General features: G+C 63.6%; 18 protein-coding genes. 10 read left to right on the forward strand and 8 right to left on the reverse strand.

The annotated features are described in order from the left end of the window. Nucleotides 1-30 precede the first annotated feature (30 nt). The gene (locus tag JQ621_RS02815; RefSeq protein ID WP_212232884.1) at nucleotides 31-267 is read right to left on the reverse strand and encodes a hypothetical protein; all 237 of its coding nucleotides are present in this window, start codon (nucleotides 265-267) and stop codon (nucleotides 31-33) included. Between the two features lie 261 nt (nucleotides 268-528). Here JQ621_RS02815 and JQ621_RS02820 point away from each other — a divergent pair, with 261 nt between their 5' ends. After that, nucleotides 529-876: a DUF6481 family protein gene (locus JQ621_RS02820; protein WP_212232885.1), complete on the forward strand. Its 348-nt coding sequence runs from the start codon at nucleotides 529-531 to the stop codon at nucleotides 874-876. A 160-nt stretch (nucleotides 877-1,036) separates the two neighbouring features. On the opposite strand, the gene JQ621_RS02825 is transcribed toward JQ621_RS02820, so the two are convergent. Next, nucleotides 1,037-1,279, reverse strand: coding sequence for a pentapeptide MXKDX repeat protein (locus tag JQ621_RS02825; RefSeq protein ID WP_212232886.1), 243 nt, complete (start codon nucleotides 1,277-1,279; stop codon nucleotides 1,037-1,039). 354 nt (nucleotides 1,280-1,633) lie between these two features. On the opposite strand from JQ621_RS02825, the gene JQ621_RS02830 reads away from it, so the two are divergent. From JQ621_RS02830 to JQ621_RS02840, 3 genes are read left to right on the forward strand one after another with little or no spacing between them, the layout of a single operon-like run. Then, the gene (locus tag JQ621_RS02830) at nucleotides 1,634-2,656 is read left to right on the forward strand and encodes a TRAP transporter substrate-binding protein (RefSeq protein WP_212232887.1); all 1,023 of its coding nucleotides are present in this window, start codon (nucleotides 1,634-1,636) and stop codon (nucleotides 2,654-2,656) included. Next, nucleotides 2,653-3,207 carry a TRAP transporter small permease gene (locus JQ621_RS02835; protein WP_212232888.1) on the forward strand — a complete coding sequence of 185 codons (555 nt, stop codon included), beginning with the start codon at nucleotides 2,653-2,655 and terminating at the stop codon, nucleotides 3,205-3,207. Before JQ621_RS02830 ends, JQ621_RS02835 begins: the two co-directional genes overlap by 4 nt. Then, the gene (locus JQ621_RS02840; protein WP_212232889.1) at nucleotides 3,204-4,562 is read left to right on the forward strand and encodes a TRAP transporter large permease; all 1,359 of its coding nucleotides are present in this window, start codon (nucleotides 3,204-3,206) and stop codon (nucleotides 4,560-4,562) included. The genes JQ621_RS02835 and JQ621_RS02840 overlap by 4 nt, the downstream gene beginning before the upstream one ends. 88 nt (nucleotides 4,563-4,650) lie before the next feature. On the opposite strand, the gene JQ621_RS02845 is transcribed toward JQ621_RS02840, so the two are convergent. The 4 genes from JQ621_RS02845 to JQ621_RS02860 are packed head-to-tail and all read right to left on the reverse strand — an operon-like array spanning nucleotide 4,651 to nucleotide 10,427. Continuing rightward, a complete protein-coding gene (locus JQ621_RS02845) occupies nucleotides 4,651-5,577 on the reverse strand; it encodes a hydroxymethylglutaryl-CoA lyase (protein WP_212232890.1) in 927 nt (308 codons plus the stop codon). 16 nt (nucleotides 5,578-5,593) lie between these two features. Then, nucleotides 5,594-7,609, reverse strand: a complete 2,016-nt coding sequence (locus JQ621_RS02850) for an acetyl-CoA carboxylase biotin carboxylase subunit (protein WP_212232891.1) — start codon at nucleotides 7,607-7,609, stop codon at nucleotides 5,594-5,596. 5 nt (nucleotides 7,610-7,614) lie between these two features. Then, nucleotides 7,615-9,219, reverse strand: coding sequence for a carboxyl transferase domain-containing protein (locus tag JQ621_RS02855; protein WP_212232892.1), 1,605 nt, complete (start codon nucleotides 9,217-9,219; stop codon nucleotides 7,615-7,617). A 35-nt stretch (nucleotides 9,220-9,254) separates the two neighbouring features. Then, a complete protein-coding gene (locus JQ621_RS02860; RefSeq protein ID WP_212232893.1) occupies nucleotides 9,255-10,427 on the reverse strand; it encodes an isovaleryl-CoA dehydrogenase in 1,173 nt (390 codons plus the stop codon). 114 nt (nucleotides 10,428-10,541) lie between these two features. Between JQ621_RS02860 and JQ621_RS02865 the strand changes: the two genes are divergently transcribed. Together JQ621_RS02865 and JQ621_RS02870 are read left to right on the forward strand one after the other, a co-directional pair. Next, entirely contained in the window at nucleotides 10,542-11,570 is a 1,029-nt protein-coding gene (locus tag JQ621_RS02865; RefSeq protein WP_212232894.1) for an AraC family transcriptional regulator, read from the forward strand. A gap of 173 nt (nucleotides 11,571-11,743) precedes the next feature. Further along, nucleotides 11,744-16,285: an autotransporter domain-containing protein gene (locus JQ621_RS02870; protein ID WP_212232895.1), complete on the forward strand. Its 4,542-nt coding sequence runs from the start codon at nucleotides 11,744-11,746 to the stop codon at nucleotides 16,283-16,285. 14 nt (nucleotides 16,286-16,299) lie between these two features. On the opposite strand, the gene JQ621_RS02875 is transcribed toward JQ621_RS02870, so the two are convergent. Next, nucleotides 16,300-16,794, reverse strand: coding sequence for an Lrp/AsnC family transcriptional regulator (locus tag JQ621_RS02875; protein ID WP_212232896.1), 495 nt, complete (start codon nucleotides 16,792-16,794; stop codon nucleotides 16,300-16,302). Between the two features lie 212 nt (nucleotides 16,795-17,006). On the opposite strand from JQ621_RS02875, the gene JQ621_RS02880 reads away from it, so the two are divergent. From JQ621_RS02880 to JQ621_RS02895, 4 genes are read left to right on the forward strand one after another with little or no spacing between them, the layout of a single operon-like run. Beyond that, nucleotides 17,007-18,335 carry a TULIP family P47-like protein gene (locus tag JQ621_RS02880; protein ID WP_212232897.1) on the forward strand — a complete coding sequence of 443 codons (1,329 nt, stop codon included), beginning with the start codon at nucleotides 17,007-17,009 and terminating at the stop codon, nucleotides 18,333-18,335. Between the two features lie 56 nt (nucleotides 18,336-18,391). Beyond that, complete coding sequence (locus tag JQ621_RS02885; protein WP_212232898.1) at nucleotides 18,392-20,695, forward strand: TULIP family P47-like protein; 2,304 nt, start codon at nucleotides 18,392-18,394, stop codon at nucleotides 20,693-20,695. Between the two features lie 48 nt (nucleotides 20,696-20,743). Further along, complete coding sequence (locus tag JQ621_RS02890; protein WP_212232899.1) at nucleotides 20,744-22,402, forward strand: TULIP family P47-like protein; 1,659 nt, start codon at nucleotides 20,744-20,746, stop codon at nucleotides 22,400-22,402. Nucleotides 22,403-22,422: 20 nt separating this feature from the next. Beyond that, nucleotides 22,423-23,874 carry a TULIP family P47-like protein gene (locus JQ621_RS02895; RefSeq protein WP_212232900.1) on the forward strand — a complete coding sequence of 484 codons (1,452 nt, stop codon included), beginning with the start codon at nucleotides 22,423-22,425 and terminating at the stop codon, nucleotides 23,872-23,874. 46 nt (nucleotides 23,875-23,920) lie between these two features. Here the strand turns inward: JQ621_RS02895 and JQ621_RS02900 are convergent, their stop codons facing one another. Beyond that, nucleotides 23,921-24,226: an ETC complex I subunit gene (locus JQ621_RS02900; protein WP_212232901.1), complete on the reverse strand. Its 306-nt coding sequence runs from the start codon at nucleotides 24,224-24,226 to the stop codon at nucleotides 23,921-23,923. Nucleotides 24,227-24,424 lie beyond the last annotated feature (198 nt).

The raw sequence follows: 24,424 nt of genomic DNA on the forward strand, positions 1-24,424 counted from the left end.
GTCGCGTCACATCCCGCGCGCCGTTGCCGTTCAGCCCCTGGTCCCCTTCAGCGCCTCCTTGCGCGAAGTCTCGACCGCCGGAATCACATGCTGCGCGCGTGGCGCACAGCTCGTCAGGATGAACGCGGTCTGGGTGCACTCCCATGCAGCCCCCAGAACGGTGCTCTCGATCGGTTGCGGGCGGCCGGCCAACAGCACCGCCCCCGCAACAGCCGCTATCGCGACGGCGATTGCGAGGGCCTTCAGGCTCCGCCGGAAAAACGTCATGCCCGTGCTCCGTCTCGTCTCGGGGCGGACGCTAGGCGCCGCCGCTGGGTGCCCTTATGAGGGACATCACAATTCGGCAGTTTTTCCGGGCTACGAGGGATCGGCTGGTCAGCGATTTCGTGGACCTGATCGGCTGCGATTATGGGTGGCTTCGCGGCGCTCGGCGATGTACACGCTTCTGCGTCGCGTGGCGCCTGCTTGTGCCCAGCCGACGTACCAACAGTCAGCGATGTAGGATTGAAAGCGAGGAAGGCAAGGCCCGTGAGTGGATTTAGGGAACCAGGCTTCACAGACCGGCAGAAGGCGGCGCAGGAAGCGCGCAAGAATCTTTTGAACAAATTCAAGTCGCAGCCCGGGCCCGATGATCCCGCTGTGTTGGCGAAGCGTGCCGAGCGCGAGGCACTCGCAGCCAAGCGCGCCGAGGCGAAGGCTGCGCGCGAAGCGGAAAAGGCCGAGCAAAAGCGTCGCGAGGAAGAGGCTGCAGCGCTTGAAGCCGCTCGGATCGCGCGTGAGGCGGAGGAAGCCGCAGCAAAGGCTGCAGCGCTCGAAGCCGAGCAGAAGGCCAAGCGCGACGCCCGCTATGCCGCCCGCAAGAACAAGCGGAAGTGAGCTTCAACAAAATTTGACCTGAAGCACCTGCTTCAGGTCAAACCATGACGGATGGCCGGGTCCGCGCGAACGCGCGACCCGACGACGGATTCCAGGCGGGAACTGGCCGAGCGCATGCCGGGCTCGCCTCGTTGAGGCACCCGGCATAACGGTCGAAGAATCAGTTCTTCTTCATCATCCCGTCGTCTTTCTTCATGCCGTCCTTCTTCATTCCGTCGTCCTTCTTCATGCCGTCGTCCTTGGACATGGTGTCCTTCTTCATGCCGTCCTTGGACATCGTGTCCTTCTTCATGCCGTCATCCTTGCCCATCTTGTCCTGGGCAAAAGCGGCCGGCGACAGCGCGAGGCCAAGCGAGAGAGCGGCAGCGGAGACGCCGAGCACGATGCGGGTGCGAATGGTCATGAGAAATCTTCCCTTCGAGGTGATGTTTGTCAGCGACTTGTGCCGCTACACAATCTCGACGGATCGGCATCCGCGCTTGTTACGCGGCGTTGCGGATTTTTTCGCTGACCGCCGCGTGCCCCGGGCGATCGCCTCCTGACCGACAGCGTTAACGACGGGAACAATTCGGCCCGCCGCGTGCAGCGCAGCAACGCAAACCCTTGCCGCGGCAATCATTCTCGAACTAACAGACTAGAGATGTTGGGGTGAAAGACCGGTTAGGATGGGCCTCCGCTCCGGTCTCATGACCCGACGAGATCACGTCAACAAGAACACGTCGAAGAGTCGTTCAAGAAGCGTCCAAGGGGATTGTCCATGTTCACGCGTCGTCATCTGCTCGCGACCGCTGTCGCAGCACCCGCCATTCTTCGTTTCGGCACTGGCACCGCGCACGCCGCGACCACGCTGAAGATCTCGCACCAATTCCCTGGTGGCACCATCGACAAGGGCGATTTCCGCGACCGGCTCTGCCGCATGTTTGCCGCCGAGATTGCCAAGCGCAGCAATGGTGACATTGCCGCCGAAATCTACCCGAATTCCTCGCTGATCAAGACCAACGCGCAGTTCTCCGCGATGCGCAAGGGCGCGCTCGACATCTCGCTCTACCCGATGCCCTATGCCGGCGGCGAATTGCCCGAGACCAATATCGGCCTAATGCCGGGCCTCGTCACGACCTACGACCAGGGCATGCGCTGGAAGAAAGAGCCGGTGGGCAAGGCGCTCTCCGACTTCCTCGCCGACAAGGGCATCATCCTGCTCTCGTGGGTGTGGCAGGCCGGCGGCGTTGCAAGCCGCTCCAAGCCGATCGTGGCGCCGGAGGATGCCAAGGGCATGAAGGTGCGCGGCGGCTCGCGCGAGATGGACATGGTGCTGCAGACCGCCGGTGCCTCGGTGCTGTCGGTGCCCTCGAACGAAATCTACGCGGCCATGCAGACCGGTGCCTGCGATGCCGGCATCACCTCCTCCACCAGCCTGATATCGTTCCGCCTCGAGGAGGTTGCGAAGTCGCTGACCTCGGGCGCGGGCGCATCCTACTGGTTCATGCTCGAGCCGCTGATGATGTCGAAGGCGATCTTCGACAAGCTGCCGAAAAACCAGCAGGACATCCTCCTCGCCGTCGGCGAAGAGCTCGAGGCCTTCGGCCGCAAGGGCGCCCAGGACGACGACGTCGAGGTCGCCAAGGTCTACGAGAAAGCCGGCGCCAAGGTCTCGGCGCTCGATGCCGCGACCGTCGGCAAGTGGCGCGACATCGCCCGCGACACCGCCTGGAAGGATTACGGCGCCAAGACCACGACCGCCGCGAACCTGCTCAAGCTCGCCTCCGACGTCTCTGCATGAGCCACGGTCCGCTTCCGGATCGTGACGGCCAGGCGAATGTTGCCGCAGGGACCGGCCTTGCGGCGGCGCTCGATAGCGGCCTTGCCATCCTCAACCGCATCATCGTGGTATTCGCGGCGCTGGCGCTGGTCGCGGCCTGCGCCATCCTGAGCTACAGCGTGCTCAGTCGTGCCTTGTTCAAGGCCGCCAATTACTGGCAGGACGAGGCCGCGGTGTTCCTGCTGGTTGGCGCGACCTTCATGACCGCAGCCTACGTACAGCAGAACCGCGGCCATATCGGCATCGAGGCTTTCGTCGGCCTGCTGTCGCCGCTCGCGAACAGAATCCGGCTCTGGATCGTCGATGCCGTGACCTTCCTGTTCTGCGCATTCTTCGCCTGGAAGTCGTGGACGCTGACGCATGAGGCCTATGTCGACGGCCAGGTCTCCAACTCGATGTGGTCGCCGCCCCTTGCCATTCCCTATTCCCTGATGGCGATCGGCATGAGCCTGCTCTGCCTCCAGATCCTCGTGCAGCTGGCGCTGCCTTTCGCAGGAGCCAAGCGTCCATGAGCGTTTTCGGCATCGGTGTCGCTTACGGCGTCGCAACCCTGCTCGTGATGTTTTCGGGCATGCCGATTGCGTTTGCCCTCGGCGCGGTTGCTGTCGTGTTCATGGGCATCTACATGCCCTCGGCCTCGCTCGATACGGTGACGCAGAATGTCTACGAGGAGATGGCCTCGATCACGCTGCTATCGATCCCGCTGTTCATCCTGAAGGGCGCAGCGATCGGCAAATCGCGCGCCGGCCAGGATCTCTATTCAGCGCTGCATGCCTGGCTGCATCGCGTGCCGGGGGGCCTCGGCGTCGCCAACGTGTTCGCCTGCGCGCTGTTCGCGGCGATGGCGGGCTCCTCGCCAGCAACTTGCTCTGCGATCGGCTCGGCCGGCATCCCCGAGATGCGCAAGCGCGGCTATTCCGGAGGTTTTGCGGCCGGCATCATCGCGGCCGGCGGGACGCTCGGCATTCTGCTGCCGCCCTCGATCACCATGATCCTGTTCGCGGTCGCAGCCGAGAAATCGCTGGGACGGCTGTTCCTCGCCGGCATCGGCCCCGGCCTGTTGCTGGTCTCGCTGTTCGGATTCTATGCGGTGTACCGCTTCCGCCGGGAATATGCCGCAGCGGAAGCCGCCTACAAGAGGGGCGGCCCGGAGGCTGCCATCCTCGCGCGCGACGAGTACACGCTCGCCGAACGCTTCAGCGTGCTGCCGCGCGTGCTCCCGTTCGTGCTGCTGCTCACCGGCGTCATGGCGGCGCTCTATGGCGGCTTTGCCACGCCGTCGGAGACCGCCGGTCTTGGCGGCCTCCTGGCGCTCGGGCTGATCGCGGCGATCTACGGCGTCTGGCGGCCGGAAGACCTCGGCCCGATCATGAAATCGACGATCCGGGAATCCACCATGCTGATGATGATCATCGGCATGTCGCTGCTCTATTCCTACGTGATGAGCTATCTGCACATCTCGCAATCGGCCGCCGAATCCGTCGTCGCAATGCATCTGCCGCGCTGGGGGCTTCTGTTCGCCATCCTGGTCATGGTCGTCGTGCTCGGCTTCTTTCTGCCGCCGGTTTCGATCATCCTGATGACCGCGCCGATCATCCTGCCGCCGCTCCGTGCGGCGAATTTTGACATCATCTGGTTTGGCGTCGTCATGACCATCGTGATGGAGATGGGCCTGATCCATCCACCCGTCGGCCTCAACATCTTCGTCATTCGCAACGTTGCGCCGGACATTCCCTTGAGCGAAGTGATCTGGGGCACGCTGCCCTTCGTGCTCTTGATGATGGGCGCCGTACTGCTGCTGTGTTTGGTGCCGGAAATTTCAACCTGGTTGCCCGATCTGGTGATGGGGCCGGACGGGAGCAGGTAACGGCATAGAAGCTGCCGTAGGGTGGGCAAAGGCGTCTTCCGCCGTGCCCACCGTCTCTGAATGGTGGGCACGCTACGCTTTGCCCACCCTACGGCATCGAGCCCAACGATGCAGCTCGCTTCTTCTTCGCGTTCAGCGCGGACGCCACGCGGCTCACCGGCGGTTTACCGAGCAGCTTGCTCATCTCGTTGGTCGCTGCCAGCAGCTTGTCCATATCGACCCCGGTCCTGACGCCCATGCCCTCGAGCATGTAGACGACATCCTCGGTCGCGACGTTGCCTGTGGCACCCGGCGCATAGGGACAGCCGCCCAGGCCGCCAGCGGCAGCGTCGATCACCCGAACGCCCTCCTCCATGCCCGCATAGAGATTGGCGAGCGCCTGGCCATAGGTGTCATGGAAATGCATCGCGAGTCTCGTGGCGGGAATGTTGGCGGCAACCGCGCGCAGCATCTCCTTGGCCTTGGCGGGCGTTCCGACGCCGATGGTGTCGCCGAGCGAAATCTCGTAGCAGCCGAGTCCCCACAGCACTTCGGCGAGGTCGGCGACGGCCTTCGGCTTGATCTCGCCGTCGAAGGGACAGCCGAGCACGCAGGAGATATAGCCGCGCACCGGCACGCCATCGGCCTTGGCGCGTGCCAGCACCGGCTTAAACCGCTCGATGGATTCCGCGACCGTGCAATTGATGTTGGCGCGGGAAAAGCCTTCCGATGCCGCCGCGAAGACGGAGACCACTTTGGCGCCCGCGGCACGCGCGGCGTCATAGCCCTTCTCGTTCGGCACCAGCACGTGGAATTCGGCGCCCCTGACATGTCTGACGCCGCGCAGCACGGCATCCGAGCTTGCCATCTGCGGGATTGCCTTCGGCGAGACGAACGCGCCGACCTCGACCGTGTGCAATCCGGCTCCCACCAGCGCCTCGATAAAGGCGATGCGGGCCTCGACGCTGACCGGAGTCTTCTCGTTCTGGAGACCGTCGCGCGGTCCCATCTCGATGATGCGGACGGGATCGCTCATGTCACTCCCCCCAAAGTCATTCTTCCGAAGGTTCGACCACGGCCAGCTCGATGCCCTCTTGGACGATGTCGCCGACCTTGCACCTGATGGACTTCAGCACACCGGCATAGGGGGCCCGCAGCGTCTGCTCCATCTTCATCACTTCCAGCGTGAGGATCGGCGCGCCCTTCTCGAGCCTGGCACCCTCCTCGGCCAGCACCGCGACGACCGTGCCCGGCAAGGGCGCCGCGATCCTGTCCGCGCCGGTCTGCTCCTCGGTCTCGCCGCCGAACGGATCGACCCAGTGCAGGTCGAAGCGGCCGTTGCGCGTGCGCAAATACAATTCATGACCGTCGATGACGGCCGCGACCGACGACTTGACGCCATCCAGCGTCAGGTCGAAGCCACCATCCTTTGGCACAACCGTGAACGTCAACTCGCGCTCGCCGACGACGAGCGTCGCTGGCCCGCTACCGTAGTTCAGAATGATCTTCTGCTCAGGCCCATGCCCGACGCGGAAGGCAAAGCTACGCTTGCGGCGGCCGACCGGCTGCCAGCCGAACGTCTGCCAGGGAGACGTCAAAGGCGAATTCGCCTCGCCTTGCGCGGCTTGCCGCTCGTCATTGACGATCGCGGCAACCGCGGCACAAAGCTCGAGCTCGCCGGGCGCGGCCGCCGTCGAGGTCAGGGCCGCCAGCTCGCGCTCGATGAAACCGGTGTCGATCGCATTCGCCCGCACCTTGGGATGCATGATCAGCGCCGACAGGAACGGGATGTTGGTGACGATGCCGCGGACGTCGGACTCTTCCAGCCCGCGATTCAGCCGATCGATCGCCACATCCCGCGTCGGCGCCCACGCGATCATCTTGGCGAGCATGGCGTCGTAATACGGCGAGACGCTGTCGCCCTCGCGATAGCCGGCGTCGATGCGCAGGCCGCCGGTCTCGGCCGGCAGCCGCCAGGTCGAGATCCTGCCGACCGACGGCATGAAATTTTTGGTCGGGTTTTCCGCGTAGATGCGCGCCTCGACGGCGTGGCCATTGAGCTTGATCTCGTCCTGCCTGAGCGGCAGCGGTTCGCCAAAGGCAACGCGCAGCTGCCACTCGACGAGGTCGATGCCCGATATCAGCTCGGTCACGGGATGCTCGACCTGAAGGCGCGTGTTCATCTCGATGAAGAACACGTCCTTGCCGTCGGAGACGAACTCGATCGTACCGGCCCCGACGTAGTTCACAGCCCCCGCGGCCTTGCGGGCAGCAGCACAGACCGTCTCGCGCTGGGCAGCGTTGAGCGTCGGCGACGGTGCTTCCTCGATCACCTTCTGGTGCCGGCGCTGCAAGGTGCATTCGCGCTCGAATAGCGAGAGCAGATTGCCGTGGCTGTCGCCGATGATCTGCACTTCGATATGGCGGGGATTGTCGACATATTTTTCGATCAGCATGCGGTCGTCGCTGAACGCAGCTTTTGCCTCGCGCTTGGCGCTGACGATCGCAGGGCCAAGCTCGGCCGCCGAACGCACGATGCGCATGCCGCGTCCGCCGCCGCCGGCGGAGGCCTTTACCAGCACGGGGAAGCCAACCTTCTCGGCCGCCTTCGCCAGCGTTGCATCGTCTTGCGCATCGCCGTGATAGCCGGGCACCAGCGGCACGCCGGCCTTCTCCATCAGCGCCTTCGAGCCGGATTTGGAGCCCATGGCGGTCATCATCTCGGCCGTCGGACCGACGAAGACGAGTCCGGCATCGAAACAGGCCTGCGCGAAGTCTGCATTCTCCGACAGGAAACCGTAGCCGGGATGCACGGCCTCGGCGCTGGTCTTGCGCGCGGCCTCGATCAGCCGCTCGACATTGAGATAGCTGTCGCGGGCCCGTGCGGGCCCGAGCAGCACGGCTTCATCCGCAAGCGCGACATGCATCGCATCGCGATCGGCCTCCGAATAGACCGCGACCGTGCGCAGGCCCATGGCGCGCGCGGTGCGGATGACGCGGCAGGCGATCTCGCCGCGGTTGGCGATCAGGAGGGTGCGAAAACGGCGGTAGAGCTTTGAACGGTCCATTCGCATCACATCCTGAACAAGCCGAACTTGGTCGGTTCGATCGGCGCATTCGACGCTGCCGAGAGGCCAAGGCCGAGCACGAGGCGCGTATCGGCCGGATCGATCACGCCATCGTCCCAGAGGCGCGCGGTCGCGTAATACGGATGCCCCTGGCTCTCATATTGGTCGCGGATCGGCTTGCGGAACTTGTCTTCCTCTTCCCTGGACCAGCTATCGCCCTTGGCCTCGATATTGTCGCGGCGGACTTGGCTCAGCACCATCGAGGCCTGCTCGCCGCCCATCACCGAGATGCGCGCGTTCGGCCACATCCAGAGAAAGCGCGGCGCATAGGCGCGGCCGCACATGCCGTAATTGCCCGCGCCGTAGGAGCCGCCGATCACCACGGTGAATTTCGGCACCGAGGCCGTCGCCACCGCCGTCACCAGCTTGGCGCCATCACGCGCGATGCCGCCCGCCTCGTATTTCTTGCCAACCATGAAGCCGGTGATGTTCTGCAGGAACACCAGGGGAATGCCGCGCTGGCAGCACAGCTCGATGAAATGCGCGCCCTTCAGCGAGCTCTCGCTGAAGAGAATGCCGTTATTGGCGATGATGCCGACCGGATAACCCCAGATATGGGCGAAGCCGCACACCAGCGTCGTGCCGTAGAGTTTTTTGAACTCGTCGAACTCGGAACCATCAACCACACGCGCGATGATGTCGCGCACGTCGAACGGCTTGCGGCCATCGACGGGCACCACGCCGTAAATCTCCTCCGCCGCGAACAGCGGATCGCGCGGCGGATGCATGTTCAGGTTCGGCCGCACGGAGGGCTTCAACGTGCCGACGATGCGCCGGGCGATACCGATCGCGTGCGCATCGTTCTGGGCGTAATGGTCGGTGACGCCTGATTGCCGCGAATGGACATCGGCGCCACCGAGCTCCTCCGCGCTGACGACCTCACCGGTCGCGGCCTTCACCAGCGGCGGCCCGCCGAGGAAGATCGTGCCTTGATTGCGGACGATGATGCTCTCGTCCGACATGGCCGGCACATAGGCGCCGCCAGCGGTGCAGGACCCCATCACGATCGCGATCTGCGGGATACCCTGTGAGGACATCTGCGCCTGATTGAAGAATATCCGGCCGAAATGGCGCTCGTCCGGAAAGATCTCGTCCTGCAGCGGCAGGAAGGCGCCGCCGGAATCGACCATGTAGACGCAGGGAAGATTGTTCTGCCGCGCGATATCCTGCGCGCGCAGATGCTTCTTCACCGTCATCGGATAGTAGGTGCCGCCCTTGATGGTGGCGTCGTTGGCGACGACCACGCATTCGCGGCCCGCGATGCGTCCGACGCCGGTGACGATGCTTGCCGAATGCACGTCGCCGCCATAGAGGCCATGGGCCGCCAGCGGCGACAGCTCCAGGAACGACGTCCCGGGATCGACCAGCAGATCGACGCGTTCGCGCGCCAGCATCTTGCCGCGTGACGTGTGGCGGTTGCGCGAAGCCTCGCCGCCGCCGCCGGCGACTTGCGCGAGCTTCTCGCGCAAATCCGCGACGAGCCCGCGCATGGCGTCGGCGTTGCGCGAAAAATCCTGGGAAGATGGATCGATGCTGGACTGGAGCGGCATTGAGGTCCCGCGTTTCTCGTGACGTGGTTGGGGGTTCAGGCGGTTTCCGACATCAGTTCGCGGCCGATCAGCATGCGACGTACCTCCGAGGTGCCGGCGCCGATCTCGTAGAGCTTTGCATCGCGCCACAGACGCCCGACCGGAAAGTCGGTTGTATAGCCGACACCGCCGAGCGCCTGGATCGCCTCGCCCGCCATCCACGTCGCCTTCTCCGCGGAGTAGAGGATCGCGGCCGCCGCGTCCTTGCGCAAGCTGCGCGCGTGGCCACCGCGGTCGCAGGCCTTTCCGACGGCGTAGACATAAGCACGCGTGGCCTGCCAGGTCGAATACATGTCGGCGAGTTTGCCCTGCATCAGCTGGAAATCGCCGATCGGCTGCCCGAACTGCTTGCGCTCATGCATGTAGGGCACCACCGCATCCATGCACGCCGCCATGATACCGAGCGGGCCGCCCGACAGCACCGCCCGCTCATAGTCGAGGCCGGACATCAGCACCTTGACGCCCTCGCCGACCTGCCCCAGCACGTTCTCCGCCGGCACCTCGCAATCATCGAAGAACAGCGGATAGGTGTTGGAGCCGCGCATGCCGAGCTTGTCGAGATGCTGGCCGTGGGTGAAGCCCTTGAAGCCCTTCTCGATGAGGAAGGCGGTCATGCCGCGCGGCCCAGCCTCGGGATCGGTCTTGGCATAGACCACCAGCACGTCGGCATCGCCGCCATTGGTGATCCACATCTTCGAACCGTTGAGCACGTAGCGGTCGCCGCGCTTGTCGGCGCGCAGCTTCATCGAGACGACGTCGGAGCCGGCGCCCGGCTCGGACATCGCGAGTGCGCCGACATGCTCGCCGGAAATCAGCTTTGGCAGATAGCGCCGGCGCTGCGCGTCGTTGCCGTTGCGGCGGATCTGGTTGACGCAGAGATTGGAATGCGCGCCGTAAGACAGGCCCACGGCGGCGGAGCCGCGCGAGATCTCCTCCATGGCGACGATATGGGCGAGATAGCCCATGTTGGAGCCGCCATATTCTTCCGGGGCGGTCAAGCCGAGCAGGCCGAGGTCGCCGAGGCGCTTCCAGAGATCGGCCGGGAACAGATTGGCCTTCTCGATCTCCGCGGCGCGCGGCGCCACCTCCGCCTCGACAAAAGCGCGCAACGTGTCGCGCAGCATGCTGATGTCTTCGCCCAGATCGAAGTCGATGCTCGGGATGTTCAAGGCGATTCCTCCTAGATCTTGTCGGCCTCAACGTACCCCTGCCCGGGCGTTCTGGCGGTCGAAAAGGTTGCATTTTCCGCCAAGTTTGGCGAGGATTTTCGAGAGGGATTTTCGATGACCTTTCAATCTGCAACCGCGACACCCCGCCGCGCCGTGACCCCCGCCGCCTTCGTCCGCGGCGTGGTTGCGGCCTACGCCCGCTACGGGCGGAATCCGGCCGAGGCGCTGGCCAGGGGGCAAGTCCTCGCGGACCTCGTTGAGTCGGCCGATGGGCGGGTGACCGCGGCACAGTTCGAGGCCCTGGCGGGCCATGCGATGCGCGAGCTCGACGACGAGGCGCTCGGCTGGTTTTCCCGACGGCTGCCGTGGGGCACCTACGGCATGCTGTGCCGCGCCTCCATCACCGCGCCGACCCTCGAGGTCGCACTCAAGCGCTGGTGCCGGCATCATCGGCTGCTGACAGAAGATGTGCTCTTCGAGCTGACGGTCAGCGGCGAGACCGCGACCATCTCCATTCGCGAGCAGCGCGATCTCGGCCCCTTGCGTGAATTCTGCCTCGTCACCCTGCTCCGCTACGTGCTCGGCTTCTCCTGCTGGGCTGTGGATTCTGCCATCGCGCTGCGCGCAGCGGAATTCCCCTATGCCGAGCCCGGCCACGTCTCGGTCTATCCGACCATCTTCTGCAAGCACGTCCGCTTCGAAGCGGATGGCGCACGCATCGTCTTCGACAGGCATTATCTTTCGCTGCCGCTGACCCGCAGCGCCGCCGATCTCGACAGCATGCTCAAGGGTGCGCTGCGGCTGACCGTGCTGCCCTATCGTCGCGATCGTCTGCTGGTCGAGCGTGTCCGGCGTGTGCTGCGCGAGGCGCGCGGACGCATTCTCGGCGCGGAGGATGTCGCCAGCGAACTCGCGCTCTCGACCCGCACCATGCACCGCCGCCTGCGCGAGGAGGCAACTTCGCTGCGCGACCTCAAGGAAGAAGCAAAGCTCGAGCTTGCCAAGCAGGAGCTGATGCGCGGCCGCACGCCGATCAAGCGGATCGCGGAAATCGCCGGCTTCCGCAACGAGAAGAGCTTTTCGCGCGCCTTTCGCAGCTGGACCGGCGCCAGCCCGCGCGAGTTTCGCGGCCGGTATCGCTGATGCTGTGCGTCCCGCGGTTTGAATTGTGTCTGGCGAGACACAGGTTGCATCAAACTGCGTCATGCCGCCAGAGGTGTCATTGTCCGTCCGATCGGGTGGAACTAGCGTCGTGATGGACCGCATTTCAAGAAGGGGAATGCCGGACCGACCGCGTATCGGGTCTGGGGCGTATCATGACGTGCAGTGCGTACCGCCATGGACAGGCGGCTCCTGTCCATGTCTGCGCTTCGCGGCGCAACGCCTGGCTGCTTGGCTGCTCGCTGGCGATCAGCATCATCGCGGCGGCTGATCCCGCCGTATCGCAAACCCAGGTCAACCAGACCTTCAATTCGCAGGGACCTGCGCCGAGGACCGGCCCGGTCTACGCCGTGCAGTCCGCAGACGCCGCTCCGAACGGCACGGAATCTGGCGCGGTCCAGATCGTCCTGCCGGACTTCGCGCTCGGCGCTAATACTTATTTCGCCGGCACGCCGAATGGCGGCATCTGGTTCACGAAAGACGGTGGTACGAGCTGGAAAGCGCTGACCGACAATCAGGCCTCATTGTCGATCGGTTCGCTCAGCCTTGATCCGACCGACACGAGCGGCAAGACCATCATCGCCGGTATCGGCCTCGTCGATAACGGTGAATACAGCCAATTCAACATTGCCGGCCGCGGTGGCCCGACGACAGGACTGCTCTACACGTCTGACGGCGGCGCCTCCTGGCGCGCGCTCGGCGGTGCAACGCTTGCCGGTGAAAGTGTCGCGAGTGCATTGGCGCGTGGCAGCGTCATCCTGGCGGCCACCTTCGAGACCCAGGATGCGCTTGGCCCCACAGCCGGCTACGGGCTTTTCCGCAGCGTCGACGGAGGCGCCACCTTCTCGCGGATCACGGGCAAGGTCGGCACGGGCCTGCCGAATGCCGCGGTGACCTCGATGGTGGCCGATCCCGGCGATCCCATGACGATCTATGCCGCCGTGAAAACCGGCGCCAACAAGGCAGCCACCGCCGTCTATATCAGTCACGACACCGGCGCGACGTGGACACCCATCTTCACGGCAGCGAACAGTGCCGGCATCATCACCGCGGGGGGTGATCAGACCACCATCACGCTGGCAGCTGGCCCCAGCGGATCTCTCGCCATCGCAATCAGCGACCTCCGGCATTCGCCGAACACATCCTTTCTCGCCGGCGTGTTCCTGTCAGGCGACCAGGGCGGCACCTGGAATCGGCTCACAGCGGCCCCCAATGTCGTTCCCTCCGAGGGGCAAACGCCGGTCAACCTGCACCTTGCGATCGATCCCACCAACAAGAACATCGTCTATCTGACCGGCGACGCGCATACGGGCTGCAATAACTCACCCGGCACCGATCTCTGCACCCTCCAGGCGTGGCGGCTCAACTACAACACTGGCAGCAATACATCGACGGCCACGAGCCTGACATTCGAAGGCACCGCGCCAACTTTCACGAACGCCAACACCGCGCATGCCGACTCGCGCTCGATCACCTTCGATCAGTCCGGCAATCTGATCCTGAGCAGCGACGGTGGCATCTATCGGCTGACGAACCCGCAAGGCAGCGGCACGTGGCGGGGAATGAACGGCAACCTGTCGGCATTCGAGTCCTATGTCGTCGCCTACGATGCCAACAGCAAGCGGCTCGGCGTCGCGTCACAGGACAATGGCGTATCGCTGCAGTCCGCGCCAGGCAGCATGACCTTCAACGCCATCAACCTTGGCGACGGCACCAACATCGCGATCAACGACCGCACGCTGACCGGCCAGAGCGCGATCTACTCGACGATCGATTATCTCGGCTTCGTCAGCCGCATGATCGTCAACAAGCAGGGCCAGGTTCTCAGCCCGTTTCCAAATTCGACCGGCAATCCCGGCGGCATTCCGATCACCTGCAATGGCGGCCAATATTGCGGAGACGTTGTGAATGCAAACACCACGTTCGGCGCGCAATTCGTCCTCAACAAGGTTGATCCCCGGCTGATTGCGATCAGCGGAGCAACCGACCTCTACACGACGCAGGATCCCTTGACCGGCAGCAACGGCATCAGCGCCGCCGGCATCGATTTGACGTTGACCGATCTTGGCTCTCCGGGCACCGCCAGCGTGATATCCTACGGCACGTTCAACGACACGCGCGCCATCGCCATCGGCGTCGGAACCGGTGGTGCCGGCGCAGTCTGGTTCAGCACCACCAACGCTGCGGGGTCGCTGACGCAGCTCGGCAATTACAGCGGCGACACGCCGACCGGCATCGTTTTCGACACCCGCATCCAGTCGCGCATCTTCGTGGCCGATGCCAGCAATCTCTACTACACGCGCAATGCAACCGGTGCCGCGACCTTCGCAACGCTGACCAGCAACCTGCCGCAAGGGTTCATCAGGCCGACCTCGGTCGAGTTCATTGCCAACAACGGTGTCAATGCCCTCCTCGTCGGCGGCATGAACACGCCCCTGTCCTGCACCTCGGCCCGGAACGGCTGCATCGTCTCGAGCACGCAAAGCCCGATCACGGCTGCCGACAGCGATACATCGGGCCTGTTGTCGAATTGGCGCGCCTTCGGCCAGGGCCTTCCCAACACGCTCGTCTATCAGATGGCTTACAATCCAACTGTCGACGTGCTGGCCGTGTCCTCGATCGGCCGCGGCGCCTATGCGCTCTACGATGTCACAAGCTATTTCCCGCAGGCGAGCGTGCTCCAGTTCGGACTCGCCGACAACAACTCCGCGCCCGATGCCTCCTATCTCACCGACGGCACCGTCGGGTCTCGCCCGCTGATCAAATACGGCTCGGGCACGCTGATGATCGCGGGCAATGCCAGCTACACCGGCGGGACCACCATCAATGGCGGCGTGCTGGTGCTGGGCAATGGCGGCGCGAGCGGCAGCGTGCTCGGCAACGTCACTTTCTGCTCCAATGCCGGCGATCCAAGTTGCGATGCCTCAACCAGCAAGACGCTGGCGTTCAACCGCTCGGACGTCTTCATCTATGGCGGCAACATTTCTGGACCGGGCCAGGTGGTCCAGGCAGGCACGGGCACGACCATCCTGTCCGGCACCAGCAATTATAGCGGGCCGACCATCGTCGATGCGGGCATGCTGAGCGTCACCGGCTTGATCACTTCGAACGTCACGGTCAATGCCGGCGGTGCGCTGTCCGGCAACGGCACGGTCGGCAGCGTCAATATCAATGCCGGCGGCCTGCTGACACCAGCTCATCCCGGCAGCGCGCTAACGGTGCAGGGAAGCCTCGCCTTCGCGACCGCCGGCGCCTATCTCGTCGAGATCAATGCGGGCGTGGCGGATCGCGTCAATGTCAACGGTCCGGCCACACTGGGCGGCAACGTCCTCGTGGCGCTGCTGGGGAGCAGTTTCGTCAAGCAGTCCTATCTGATCCTCAACGCGACCGGGGGCATCACGGGCACCTTCGCCGGCGTCAACAATCTGCCCGCCGGCGTGGTGGGAACACTGACTGGCGATAGCAACAACGTCGTCCTGTCGCTATCGCTGAACTACAACGCATCGGGCAATCTCAACGCCAATCAGCAGAATGTCGGCAATGCGCTCAGCCAGTTCTTCAACACCAACGGCTCCATTCCCGTAAGCTATGTCGGGCTGTCGCCCGCAGCGCTGTCGCAGATCGCGGGTGAAGCGGCGACCGGGTCGCAGCAAACCACTTTCCAGGCGATGAGCCAGTTCATCACGACGCTGCTCGATCCCTTCATCGGTGGCCGCGAGACGCCGCCCACGCCGCCCCCCGCAACGGCCTATACGGAGGACGACAAGGCCAGCGCTTACGCCGCCTCCCGCGCGACACGCTCCGAGCGCGAGCGTGCCGCCTACGCCGCCGTGTTCAACAAGGCGCCGCTGCGGCAGGCCTATGACCCGCACTGGAGCGTCTGGGCCTCCGGCTTTGGCGGCTCCCAGACCACTGACGGCAACACCGCGGCGGGATCGAATGCCGCCACCAGCCGCATCTTCGGCATGGCCGCAGGTGCCGACTATCTGCTGTCACCACGTACGATTGCCGGCTTCGCGCTATCAGGCGGCGGCACCAGCTTCTCGGTCGCCAATTCCGGCACCGGCCGCTCCGACCTGTTCCAGGCCGGCGCCTATGTCAGGCACACGGCTGGCGCTGCCTATGTCGCCGGCGCGCTCGCCTATGGCTGGCAGGATGTCACCACCGACCGGATGGCGATGGCCGACAAGCTGCACGCCGAGTTCAACGCCAACGCATTGTCGGGACGGGTCGAGGGTGGCTATCGTTACGCGACGAAATGGGCGGGTTTCACGCCCTATGCGGCCGGGCAGTTCACGACCTTCTGGCTGCCGGCTTACACGGAAACCCCGGTCGTCGGCGCAAGCGCGTTCGCGCTGGCCTATGGCGCCCAGACCGCGACCGATGTGCGCACCGAGCTCGGCATCCGCGCCGATCGTTCCTTTGCACTCGCGACCGGCCTCCTGACGCTGCGCGGACGGCTGGCCTGGGCGCATGATTTCAACCCGGACCGGAACATCGCCGCAACCTTCCAGGCGCTGCCGGGTGCGGCCTTCGTCGTCAACGGCGCCGCGCAGGCAAGCGAATCCGCGCTGACGACCGCATCCGCCGAAATGACCTGGCGCAACGGCTGGTCGGCCCTCGCCACATTCGAAGGCGAATTCTCGCACGTCACCGCAAGCTATGCCGGCAAGGGCGCGCTGCGGTACGCCTGGTAGCTCGCGGGACGCCCCTATCCCGCGGGAGCCGCCGCCGTGATCTCCTGCACCGGCAGCGGCACGTCCTTCGCCACGCCCAGCACCGGGAAGCTGCGGACGTTCTTCACGTTCGGCATGGCGGCGAAATGCAGAAGCTGCTGCCGCATGCTCTCGACGGTCGGCGCCACGCATTTGAGGAGATAGTCGATATCGCCCGAGATGCGCCAGCACTGCTGGATGCGCGGGATCGCCGATATCGAGCTCTCGAACGCCTCGAGCACCGGCTGCGCCTGGCTGCCGAGCTGGATCGAGACAAACGACACCACCTCATAGCCGAGCAGCCGTTCGTCGATAACGGCCCGCACCGCGCGGATCACGCCGCGGCTGAACAGCGATTTGAGTCGCCGCAGGCAGTTCGGCGCAGACACGCCAACGCGCAGCGCCAGCTCGTTGTTGCGGACGCGCCCGTCATTCTGGAGCGCAGCTAGTATCTTCAGATCGACGCCGTCGAGCTGATCACGCCCGGCCATACACTACCTCGTCATGGTCCCGTCATATGAGGTAACGAAGCACGCGTCGAATTCCGTGCCAAGGGGCTGGAGCGGGCTCGCAGGCGCCCCGTCGGACATCCAGCGGCAACCATTCCGCGCATCTCTCATTCGTTGCCCGCGTCAGACATTCAACCTTGACGCGACATGGTTTGTCGATAAGCTGCCAGCGTTTTATTTAAGAGCTTTTCAGCATGGATTTGTACGGCTGGGATTTTGCCTGCGCGTGCTCGTCTCGCGCGCTGAACAAGCTGCTCGAACTCCAGTTCAAAGCCACGCCCGCCTCCCTCTCTTTCGACGATGGAGCCGGCACCACGATCTACGCGCAGCTCGATGCCTGGCGCATTGTCGCGGGTGGATCGGACAAGAAGCTCCATATCGAGATTCCGGTGCGGACCGGAACCATTTCCACGCCGCTCGCATCCGGTCAGATCGACGGCGTGGTCATCGTTGCGGAAATCGAGCTCGCTTTCGTGCTCAATGCTTCCGCGAAGGTGAACGACCTGAAGTTCAACTTCACATCGGTCGCTTCGCAACCGAACGACCCAAAGACTGGCAGCGTCCTCATCGTCACCCCCGATCGCAACAACCTTCTCGCCAAGCTGCCGAACGGCGGTGTGGTCGCCATGGCCTTGCATGACAGCGTCCCGCGCTGCCTGATCGCCAACAACGACAAGCTGTCCTATGTGTTCGCATCACTCAACCTGACGCCAACCGGCGCGGCATCCTGGTTCACGCCGCAGAACACCACATACATTTACGTTCAGGGCGGTGCTGCATCTCAAGACTATCTCGCGCTGCTGGGCATGGTCTCCAATGCCGACACCAGCAAGCTGGCCCGCGCCATCGACCCGTCACTGTGCGACGGCAAGAACGATGTCTGCATCGGTTTTTCGGGTCAGGTCTTTCTCGAGCACGTGGTCAAGCCGAAGCTGCCTGCCAGCTATGTCGGGGCGACCGACGCCAACTTCGTCATGCGCGACCTGGGCATCCCGAACACCAGCCCCATCATCATGAATTCCGGGGCCTTGACCTGCCCGTCGGTGCGCAGCGGACTGATCGACTACACGCCGGTGCTGTCGTCCTTTGGCATCGGCATATCAGGCGCGAACATGATGTGCTCCGGTTTCGGCGCCTTCGACATCACGGGGCTCGCGGATTCGTCGGTCTCGTTCACTGAGACCGTCAAATTGAAGTCCAGCTTCGACAGCGCCTCGGGCAAGCTGACCATGGCGCAGGACGGCACGCCGACCTCGGACTACACCACGCATGTCCCGTGGTGGATCTACGTCGTCGCCGCACCGACCCTGATTTTCGTGGGGCCCTTGGTGCTGATCATCGTCGACGTCGTCATCGCGTCGGTCTGTGCCGCGGTCGCCAATTCCGTCTCCAACAACACCGGCAAGCTCGATCTGAGCAACTGGTCCGCTAACGTCATCGAATTTCCCGGCGCCAAGAGCTGGGCCGTCAAGGACGCCGGGCTTTCCTCGGCTTTCTACTTGCGTTGCACGATCGATACCTGATCCGCCGCCGGTGGCGCAGGCGCGTTTGCATCGAACTCCATCAACAGGAGCGTCACTTGGCGAGCACATCCACGACTATTTCGCTGCAGGGTTGGGACACGGCGAACGTGACGACCTTCGACGTCATGAACGCGTCGATCAAGACCCAGGGCAAGACGCCGGCTACATTCTCGTTTCTATCAGGCGATCCGAATTCGCAGCCGTCGGTCGATGGCAGCTGGGATTCGTGGAGTCTCGTTGCCGGCGGAGGCGGCCAGACCGTTCAGGTCAAATGCCCCATCAAGAGCGGTTCGGCCATTTTCGCCGCCCCGATGAACACCATGCCGGGATTCGGTGCCGGCACGGCGGGCACGTCGCTGACGCTCGATAGCTCTCGCCTCGTGGTGAGCAATTCGGCGACTTCAGGCACAGCCCAGAGCATTCTGGGCGACGTCGGTCGCGCGAGCGGCAAGTATTATTTCGAGGTCACGGTCGGCAAAGCCTCGGCGGGCAGTGAGATCATCGGATTTGCGCCAGCCGGCGCAGCAGGACAGGCCTTTGCGGCCACGACATCAGGGGCTTACGGCTATCGCAGCGACGGGCAAGCCATCTCTGGTGGCGTGGCGATGGCGTTTCCTGGTGGCGCTGCAAAACCCTGGTCAACCGGAGATACCGTCGGCGTCGCCATCGATTTCGACGCCGGCAAGATCTGGTTCCGCGGCCCGGATGGTGCGTGGCAAGGGGCGACCGGCGCCAACCCGGTGACGGGTGCCAGTCCTGCCTTCACCTATGCGCCGAGCGCGAGCACGCCGATGTATCCCGCTGTCGCCCTCGGCGCGGGCGGTTCGCTGACCGCGAATTTCGGCCAGATGCTCCTGAAGAACCCGCCGCCTGGAGGTTTCACCATCATCGGCTCGGTGTTCACGACCCTGCCGCTGGACGGTCTCGCCATCGAAGCACAGATATCGCTGACGGACGTTCAGGTCACCGGCAACAGGACCGCGTTGATGGTCGATCCCACCAACACGCCTGCCAGTCCAGCCGCCGTGATCATCAACGTCGCACCACCAAGCGGCAGTAGGTTGACAACGTCACAGCTTCAGCAGGCAACACTGACCTTCGTTGATGTGCTGAACAATGACCTCGCGGGATTTGAGAACATCTTCCACACGTTCGATGCCAATACCTCGCTCGCGACGGGCAAGCTCGCCTGGCTCAACCCCACGGATACGCAATACGCCGTCGCGGATGCGGCGAGCAAGCCGAGCACCGCGACGAGCCTTTTTGCGCTGCTCGCCATGACCGAAGGCCGCGACGATTCGATGCTCAGCATCCAGATCGATCCCGCCATCGCCGACAACATGCCGAGCGGGGCAAATTCGGTGTTCGCTCTCAGCGGCGAGCGATTCACGAAGAAGATCCTGTTCGATGTTGCGACGACAACGCTGGTGGGGTCCACAGCAGCGGACTTCTCCTTCGACTCCACGGGACTCGTGATCAGCAACAACAAGGACCTGTCCTGGCGTGAGATCGTGCTCGCCGACAAATCGAGCGTGACGCCGGTGGTTCCGGCTGGCGGATTCAAGATACGTGTTGTCGGCCGTTATATCGAACTCGAGTTCAAGGGAGCGCATTTCGACGCGCCCGGCTGGCCATGGCCTGGGCACAAGATCGCGACGCTCGATTTCAAGCAGCAAGTGTATCTCGTGCTCACGAGAGATTCTGCTACGGGAAAGAACTTTCTGCTCGCCAGGAATGTCGATCCGGACAGCGGAGATGCCCAGGCAATCAAGGACGACCTGCCGACCATTATCGATCCCAACGTGAACGTCAGTTTCGACCAGACCGCCATCGACTTTCAAACCGCGATGTCAGCGACCGCCATTGCAATGTCGGTGCTGAGCCTCGGCATGGTAACAGTTTCCTCTGGTGCCTGGCTTATCCGCAGCGTGGCACTCTCGCAAGCCGCCAGGGCCGCCGCAAATGCCGGAGTGGGCATGGTTCGGATGGGAGGCAGCGAGTATGAAGACACCACCAAGGCGCTCAACGCCGCGGCGGCCGACTGGGCCCTGGTATGCTGCGGCAACGGCGCTGCAATGGCGGCAGGCAGCGTCATGTTCGTGACCAAGCTTGCACTCGCAACGACAATCGCCGGCCTGATCGCTGGCGCCGCGGCGGGTACCTTCTGGGGCATCTACAGCAAGTCCATCGCTAAGGATCTAGCCGATGGCGTGGTCGACAAACTCCCGGCCGCATTCGCAGTCGAGGCGCTCCTGACCAACGTCTTTCAAGCCTATGACTGGACCGGCACCGCGAACAACTGGGTCGTCGTCGACGCCCGGCTGGCCGGGAGCCTGCTGATCTACGGCAACCTTACCTGACATCGGCACTCTGGCGTTTCGAAACACATCCGGGAATTGGAGCTGGCCATGGGACAAGAAATCAACCTTCAGGGGTGGGACACGGCGAACGTCGTGACGGCTGACGTCCTCAATGCGGCCATCGTCGCGCAGAAGACGTATCCGCTCTCATTCGACCTGACCCAAGGCACCAACGCCATCAAGGGCACCTGGGGGCCCTGGCAAATGACGCTGGGCCGCTCGGGCACTTTGCTCGAGTTCGCCTGTCCGGTCGTCAGCGGAACCGGGATCGACAGCAATGGCAAATCGCACGACCTCGCCGGCGCGACGCTCTATGTCGAGATCGCGCTCCAGACCATCAACGACTCCGCGAGCAACTTCGGCGACAACACGGCCGCCACGCAGCCGAAGCCCGCCCAGATCCTGCTGGTCGACCCGACCTCCACACCGGCAGCGCCAGCCGTGACCGTTATCGCCATCGTGCCGCAGGCCTTGCGCAACGACTTCTTCTTCATCTTCGGAGACTGGTTCAACGCCAACATCAGCGCGTTCAAGCACATCTTCCATGCCATGATGCTGAGCGAGACGGCGGCGAAGGGCGACTTCCAGTGGCTCAAGCCGACCGACTACTCGTATGCGATGGCCGTGAACAAGAACAAGACATTCGGCGCATTCGCGGCCCTGTGTGCGACCGACGGCGACCCCATTGGGCTGCTCTCGCAGCAGATCAATGTCAATGTCGTCAAAAATCTGCCGACGGGCAGCAACGCGGTCCTCGCCATCAGCGGCGAAAAGCTGGTCCAGCACGTGCTCCTGCCCGGCGCGAAAGCGGTGCTTCAGGGCTCCGACGTCGCCGACTTCGACATCATCGGCGACGATCTCATTCTCACCAACAACAAGGATCTGATCTGGCAGAACGTGAAGCTGGAAGACGGCACGATCGTCTCGCCGCGGATCCCGAAGGGCAATTTCCGGATGCGGGTCGTCGAGGATCAGCTCGAACTCGAATTCACCGGCATGACCTTCAAGCACAAGCTGATGGTGGGCAACGACATCGTCACCATCGGCTTCACACAATATTACACCCTCGGCCTCGGCACGAACTCGAAGGGCCAACGGGTCCTGACGCCGAATTTCCCGACGATGACGACGTCGGCGGGCATCGTGACGCCGAAAATCGTCGACAAACCGACCATCAGCGTGATGCCCGACCAGGCGGCCCAGGACTTCGATCGCACCATGCTCATCGTCACCATCGCGTTTTCGATCCTGCCTCTCGGCAAGGGGCTCTACTCCGCCGGCCAGGGCATCTGGAAGCTCGGCAGTGCCATCGCGGCGAAGGTTGCGCAGGTCGCAGGAACGGGCGCTGAGCTTGCGCTCAGTGCAGATGAAGCTGCTGAGCTGTCGAGTGCCGCCGTCTCCGGATCTGACAATCTGGCCGCAGCCGCCGCCATGTCCGCCAACCTCCCCGCAGACGCGAGGCTCGCCACACTGGTCAACCGACTGACGCTTGGAAGCGGCATGATCTCGGCGCTGTCCGGGGTCGCGATGGGCATCAACCAGCTGGAGCAGAACGGGGACTGGAAGCTGGATGACGTGCCGGCGCTCGATCAATTCATGGCCAACGTGCTCGGCGCCTCGAAATGGACGGGAGCGGACAATTGGACGCTCAACGGCGTCGAGCTCGCCCAGAGCCTCCTGCTCTATGGCAAGCTTGACGTGAAATAGAAGGTGCATGGGAGGACGACATGACGACTGCCGCGCACCCCACGACGACGCCCACTTTCGGCTGGGACACCGTGTTCGCGATCCCGATCGAGCGGGTCAACCAGGCGATTGCCACGAACAAGGTCTCGCCCGCAAAGCTCGACTACAAGAGCACCACGTCAAGTGCTTTCCAGATGCAGGCCGATTTCGACGACTGGCAGGTCATCCCGGAGGGTGACGGCCCGATCGTGCGTATGGCGCTCCCGATGAAGAACCTCGCCGGAAGCTACGTCGACACCGGGGGACAAAGCCACAGCTTCACCTGCGCCGAATTCGTCGGCGTGATCGAGGTGAAGCTGAATTTCCTGCCCCATGACGGCACGACACCACTCTATGACGCCGACGGCAACCTTTTGCCGCCGCCGCCGGCCGGCACCAGGCGGCAACTCCTCCTCACCCGCATCGTCAGCAACGACGCCAGCGATCCGGTCGTTACCTTCGTCACCATGACGTTCGCAAAACCGCTTTCGCTACCGGGGATGAAAACCAGCGTGGAAGCTGCCTTCCTTGAGTGGTGCGGTGACAATCTTCAGGATTTCGCGCATGTCTTCGCGATCGTCGACCTCAACGACAGGATGGCGACGGGCAAATGGGCCTTCTGCAAGCCGCATGTGACGAACTACGCCGTCGTCGACAAGATCGACAAGAGCTCGGCCTATCTCGGCATTCTCTGCATGACATCCGGCGACCCGGTCCCGGACGAACAGCAGATCAGCGCCTTCGCCATTCCGGCCAATTGCTCGGCCGCCTTCCTCATCAGCCCACGCCGGGTGCTCGAAGATATCGCCAGGCCGTCGATGACGAGCGTATGGCCAAAGCTCGATCCGAACGATCTCGAGGTCGATTCATCCGGCCAGTTGCTCTCGCTCAAATCGGGCGTGACGGCGATGCTGCCTGACATCACGACGAAGCAAGGCGACACCTATACGCCCGTGATGACGAGCTTCTCTCTGGAAATCATGGGTGACGAGATGAAGATCGACACCCACATCGAAGTCGAAGTGTCGCTTGGAATATATGCAACCTGCACCTCGACCTACTACTACAAGATCGGCCTTGGAACGAACAGCAGCGGCGAGCCGGCATTAGTCTATACGCAATCGCGACAGCCGGTAAAGACGCAGGGCTCGCGCGCGAGTCCGGGAATCGTGATCCTTCAGACCATCCTGACGGTCATCGCGATCGTGCTGGCGATCGTGATGCTGGCTGTCGACCCTGCGGTATCGCTGGTCATCAGCGTTGTCCTCGTCGGCATTGCGGTCGGCCAGTACGAGATCAAGAACATCCAGATATCAAAAAGCGGCGATGCGCCGGGCCTCGGCGATCTGCGCGACAATTTCACAGCGCCGATCGTGTGGACCGATACCAGGGACTTCACGCTGAAGAGCGTGGGAATGAGCGAATCCTTGCAGCTGGGCGGCGTCTGGAACTGACCCCCGGCATGGGCCGTCATCAAGCCAGCCCCCCCGGGGATCCCGCTCAGTGCGTCCAGGGCTCGCCGCGGCGGAAGGAGAAATTGTCGGCGTAGGCGATCTGGCGGTGCAGGGATTCCTTGGGCTCGATGACCTGGTAGGCAATGCCCTTGCGCTCGCAATAGGCGACCGCCTCGTCCTTGGTGTGGAAGCGCAGGGAGATCTGCTGCTTCATGTCACCGGACGAGGTCCAGCCCATCAGCGGCTCGACCGAACGGGGCTGCTCCGGCTCGTAATCGAGCTGCCATTCCTTGGTCTTGGACCGGCCGGATTGCATCGCGTTCTTGGCGGGCTTGAAAATGCGTGCGGTCATTGGCGGTCCGGCCTCTTCGTCTTTCGTTCGATTTGAATGCGCCACGGTAGCGATTGGTGCAAACCGCAGGCATAGTATAGAGACACCTTCGGGAACTGATCGGTGATTCCGGCCCTCCCCGGGTCCCTCACCGACGGGTATAGTCATTATGCTGCACTGTGACAATTGCGTACCCACTTTCCGCCCGGGAATCCCGCC

It is taken from the genome of Bradyrhizobium manausense, from assembly GCF_018129685.1.
GTDB classification, from domain to species: Bacteria; Pseudomonadota; Alphaproteobacteria; order Rhizobiales; family Xanthobacteraceae; genus Bradyrhizobium; species Bradyrhizobium manausense_D.

Excerpts from the sequence above, each read along its gene's own strand:
- JQ621_RS02815 (WP_212232884.1), bottom strand. The coding sequence starts at position 267 with ATGACGTTTTTCCGGCGGAGCCTGAAGGCCCTCGCAATCGCCGTCGCG.
- JQ621_RS02825 (WP_212232886.1), bottom strand. The coding sequence starts at position 1,279 with ATGACCATTCGCACCCGCATCGTGCTCGGCGTCTCCGCTGCCGCTCTC.
- JQ621_RS02830 (WP_212232887.1), top strand. The coding sequence starts at position 1,634 with ATGTTCACGCGTCGTCATCTGCTCGCGACCGCTGTCGCAGCACCCGCC.
- JQ621_RS02835 (WP_212232888.1), top strand. The coding sequence starts at position 2,653 with ATGAGCCACGGTCCGCTTCCGGATCGTGACGGCCAGGCGAATGTTGCC.
- JQ621_RS02840 (WP_212232889.1), top strand. The coding sequence starts at position 3,204 with ATGAGCGTTTTCGGCATCGGTGTCGCTTACGGCGTCGCAACCCTGCTC.
- JQ621_RS02845 (WP_212232890.1), bottom strand. The coding sequence starts at position 5,577 with ATGAGCGATCCCGTCCGCATCATCGAGATGGGACCGCGCGACGGTCTC.
- JQ621_RS02850 (WP_212232891.1), bottom strand. The coding sequence starts at position 7,609 with ATGGACCGTTCAAAGCTCTACCGCCGTTTTCGCACCCTCCTGATCGCC.
- JQ621_RS02855 (WP_212232892.1), bottom strand. The coding sequence starts at position 9,219 with ATGCCGCTCCAGTCCAGCATCGATCCATCTTCCCAGGATTTTTCGCGC.
- JQ621_RS02865 (WP_212232894.1), top strand. The coding sequence starts at position 10,542 with ATGACCTTTCAATCTGCAACCGCGACACCCCGCCGCGCCGTGACCCCC.
- JQ621_RS02870 (WP_212232895.1), top strand. The coding sequence starts at position 11,744 with ATGACGTGCAGTGCGTACCGCCATGGACAGGCGGCTCCTGTCCATGTC.
- JQ621_RS02875 (WP_212232896.1), bottom strand. The coding sequence starts at position 16,794 with ATGGCCGGGCGTGATCAGCTCGACGGCGTCGATCTGAAGATACTAGCT.
- JQ621_RS02880 (WP_212232897.1), top strand. The coding sequence starts at position 17,007 with ATGGATTTGTACGGCTGGGATTTTGCCTGCGCGTGCTCGTCTCGCGCG.
- JQ621_RS02890 (WP_212232899.1), top strand. The coding sequence starts at position 20,744 with ATGGGACAAGAAATCAACCTTCAGGGGTGGGACACGGCGAACGTCGTG.
- JQ621_RS02895 (WP_212232900.1), top strand. The coding sequence starts at position 22,423 with ATGACGACTGCCGCGCACCCCACGACGACGCCCACTTTCGGCTGGGAC.
- JQ621_RS02900 (WP_212232901.1), bottom strand. The coding sequence starts at position 24,226 with ATGACCGCACGCATTTTCAAGCCCGCCAAGAACGCGATGCAATCCGGC.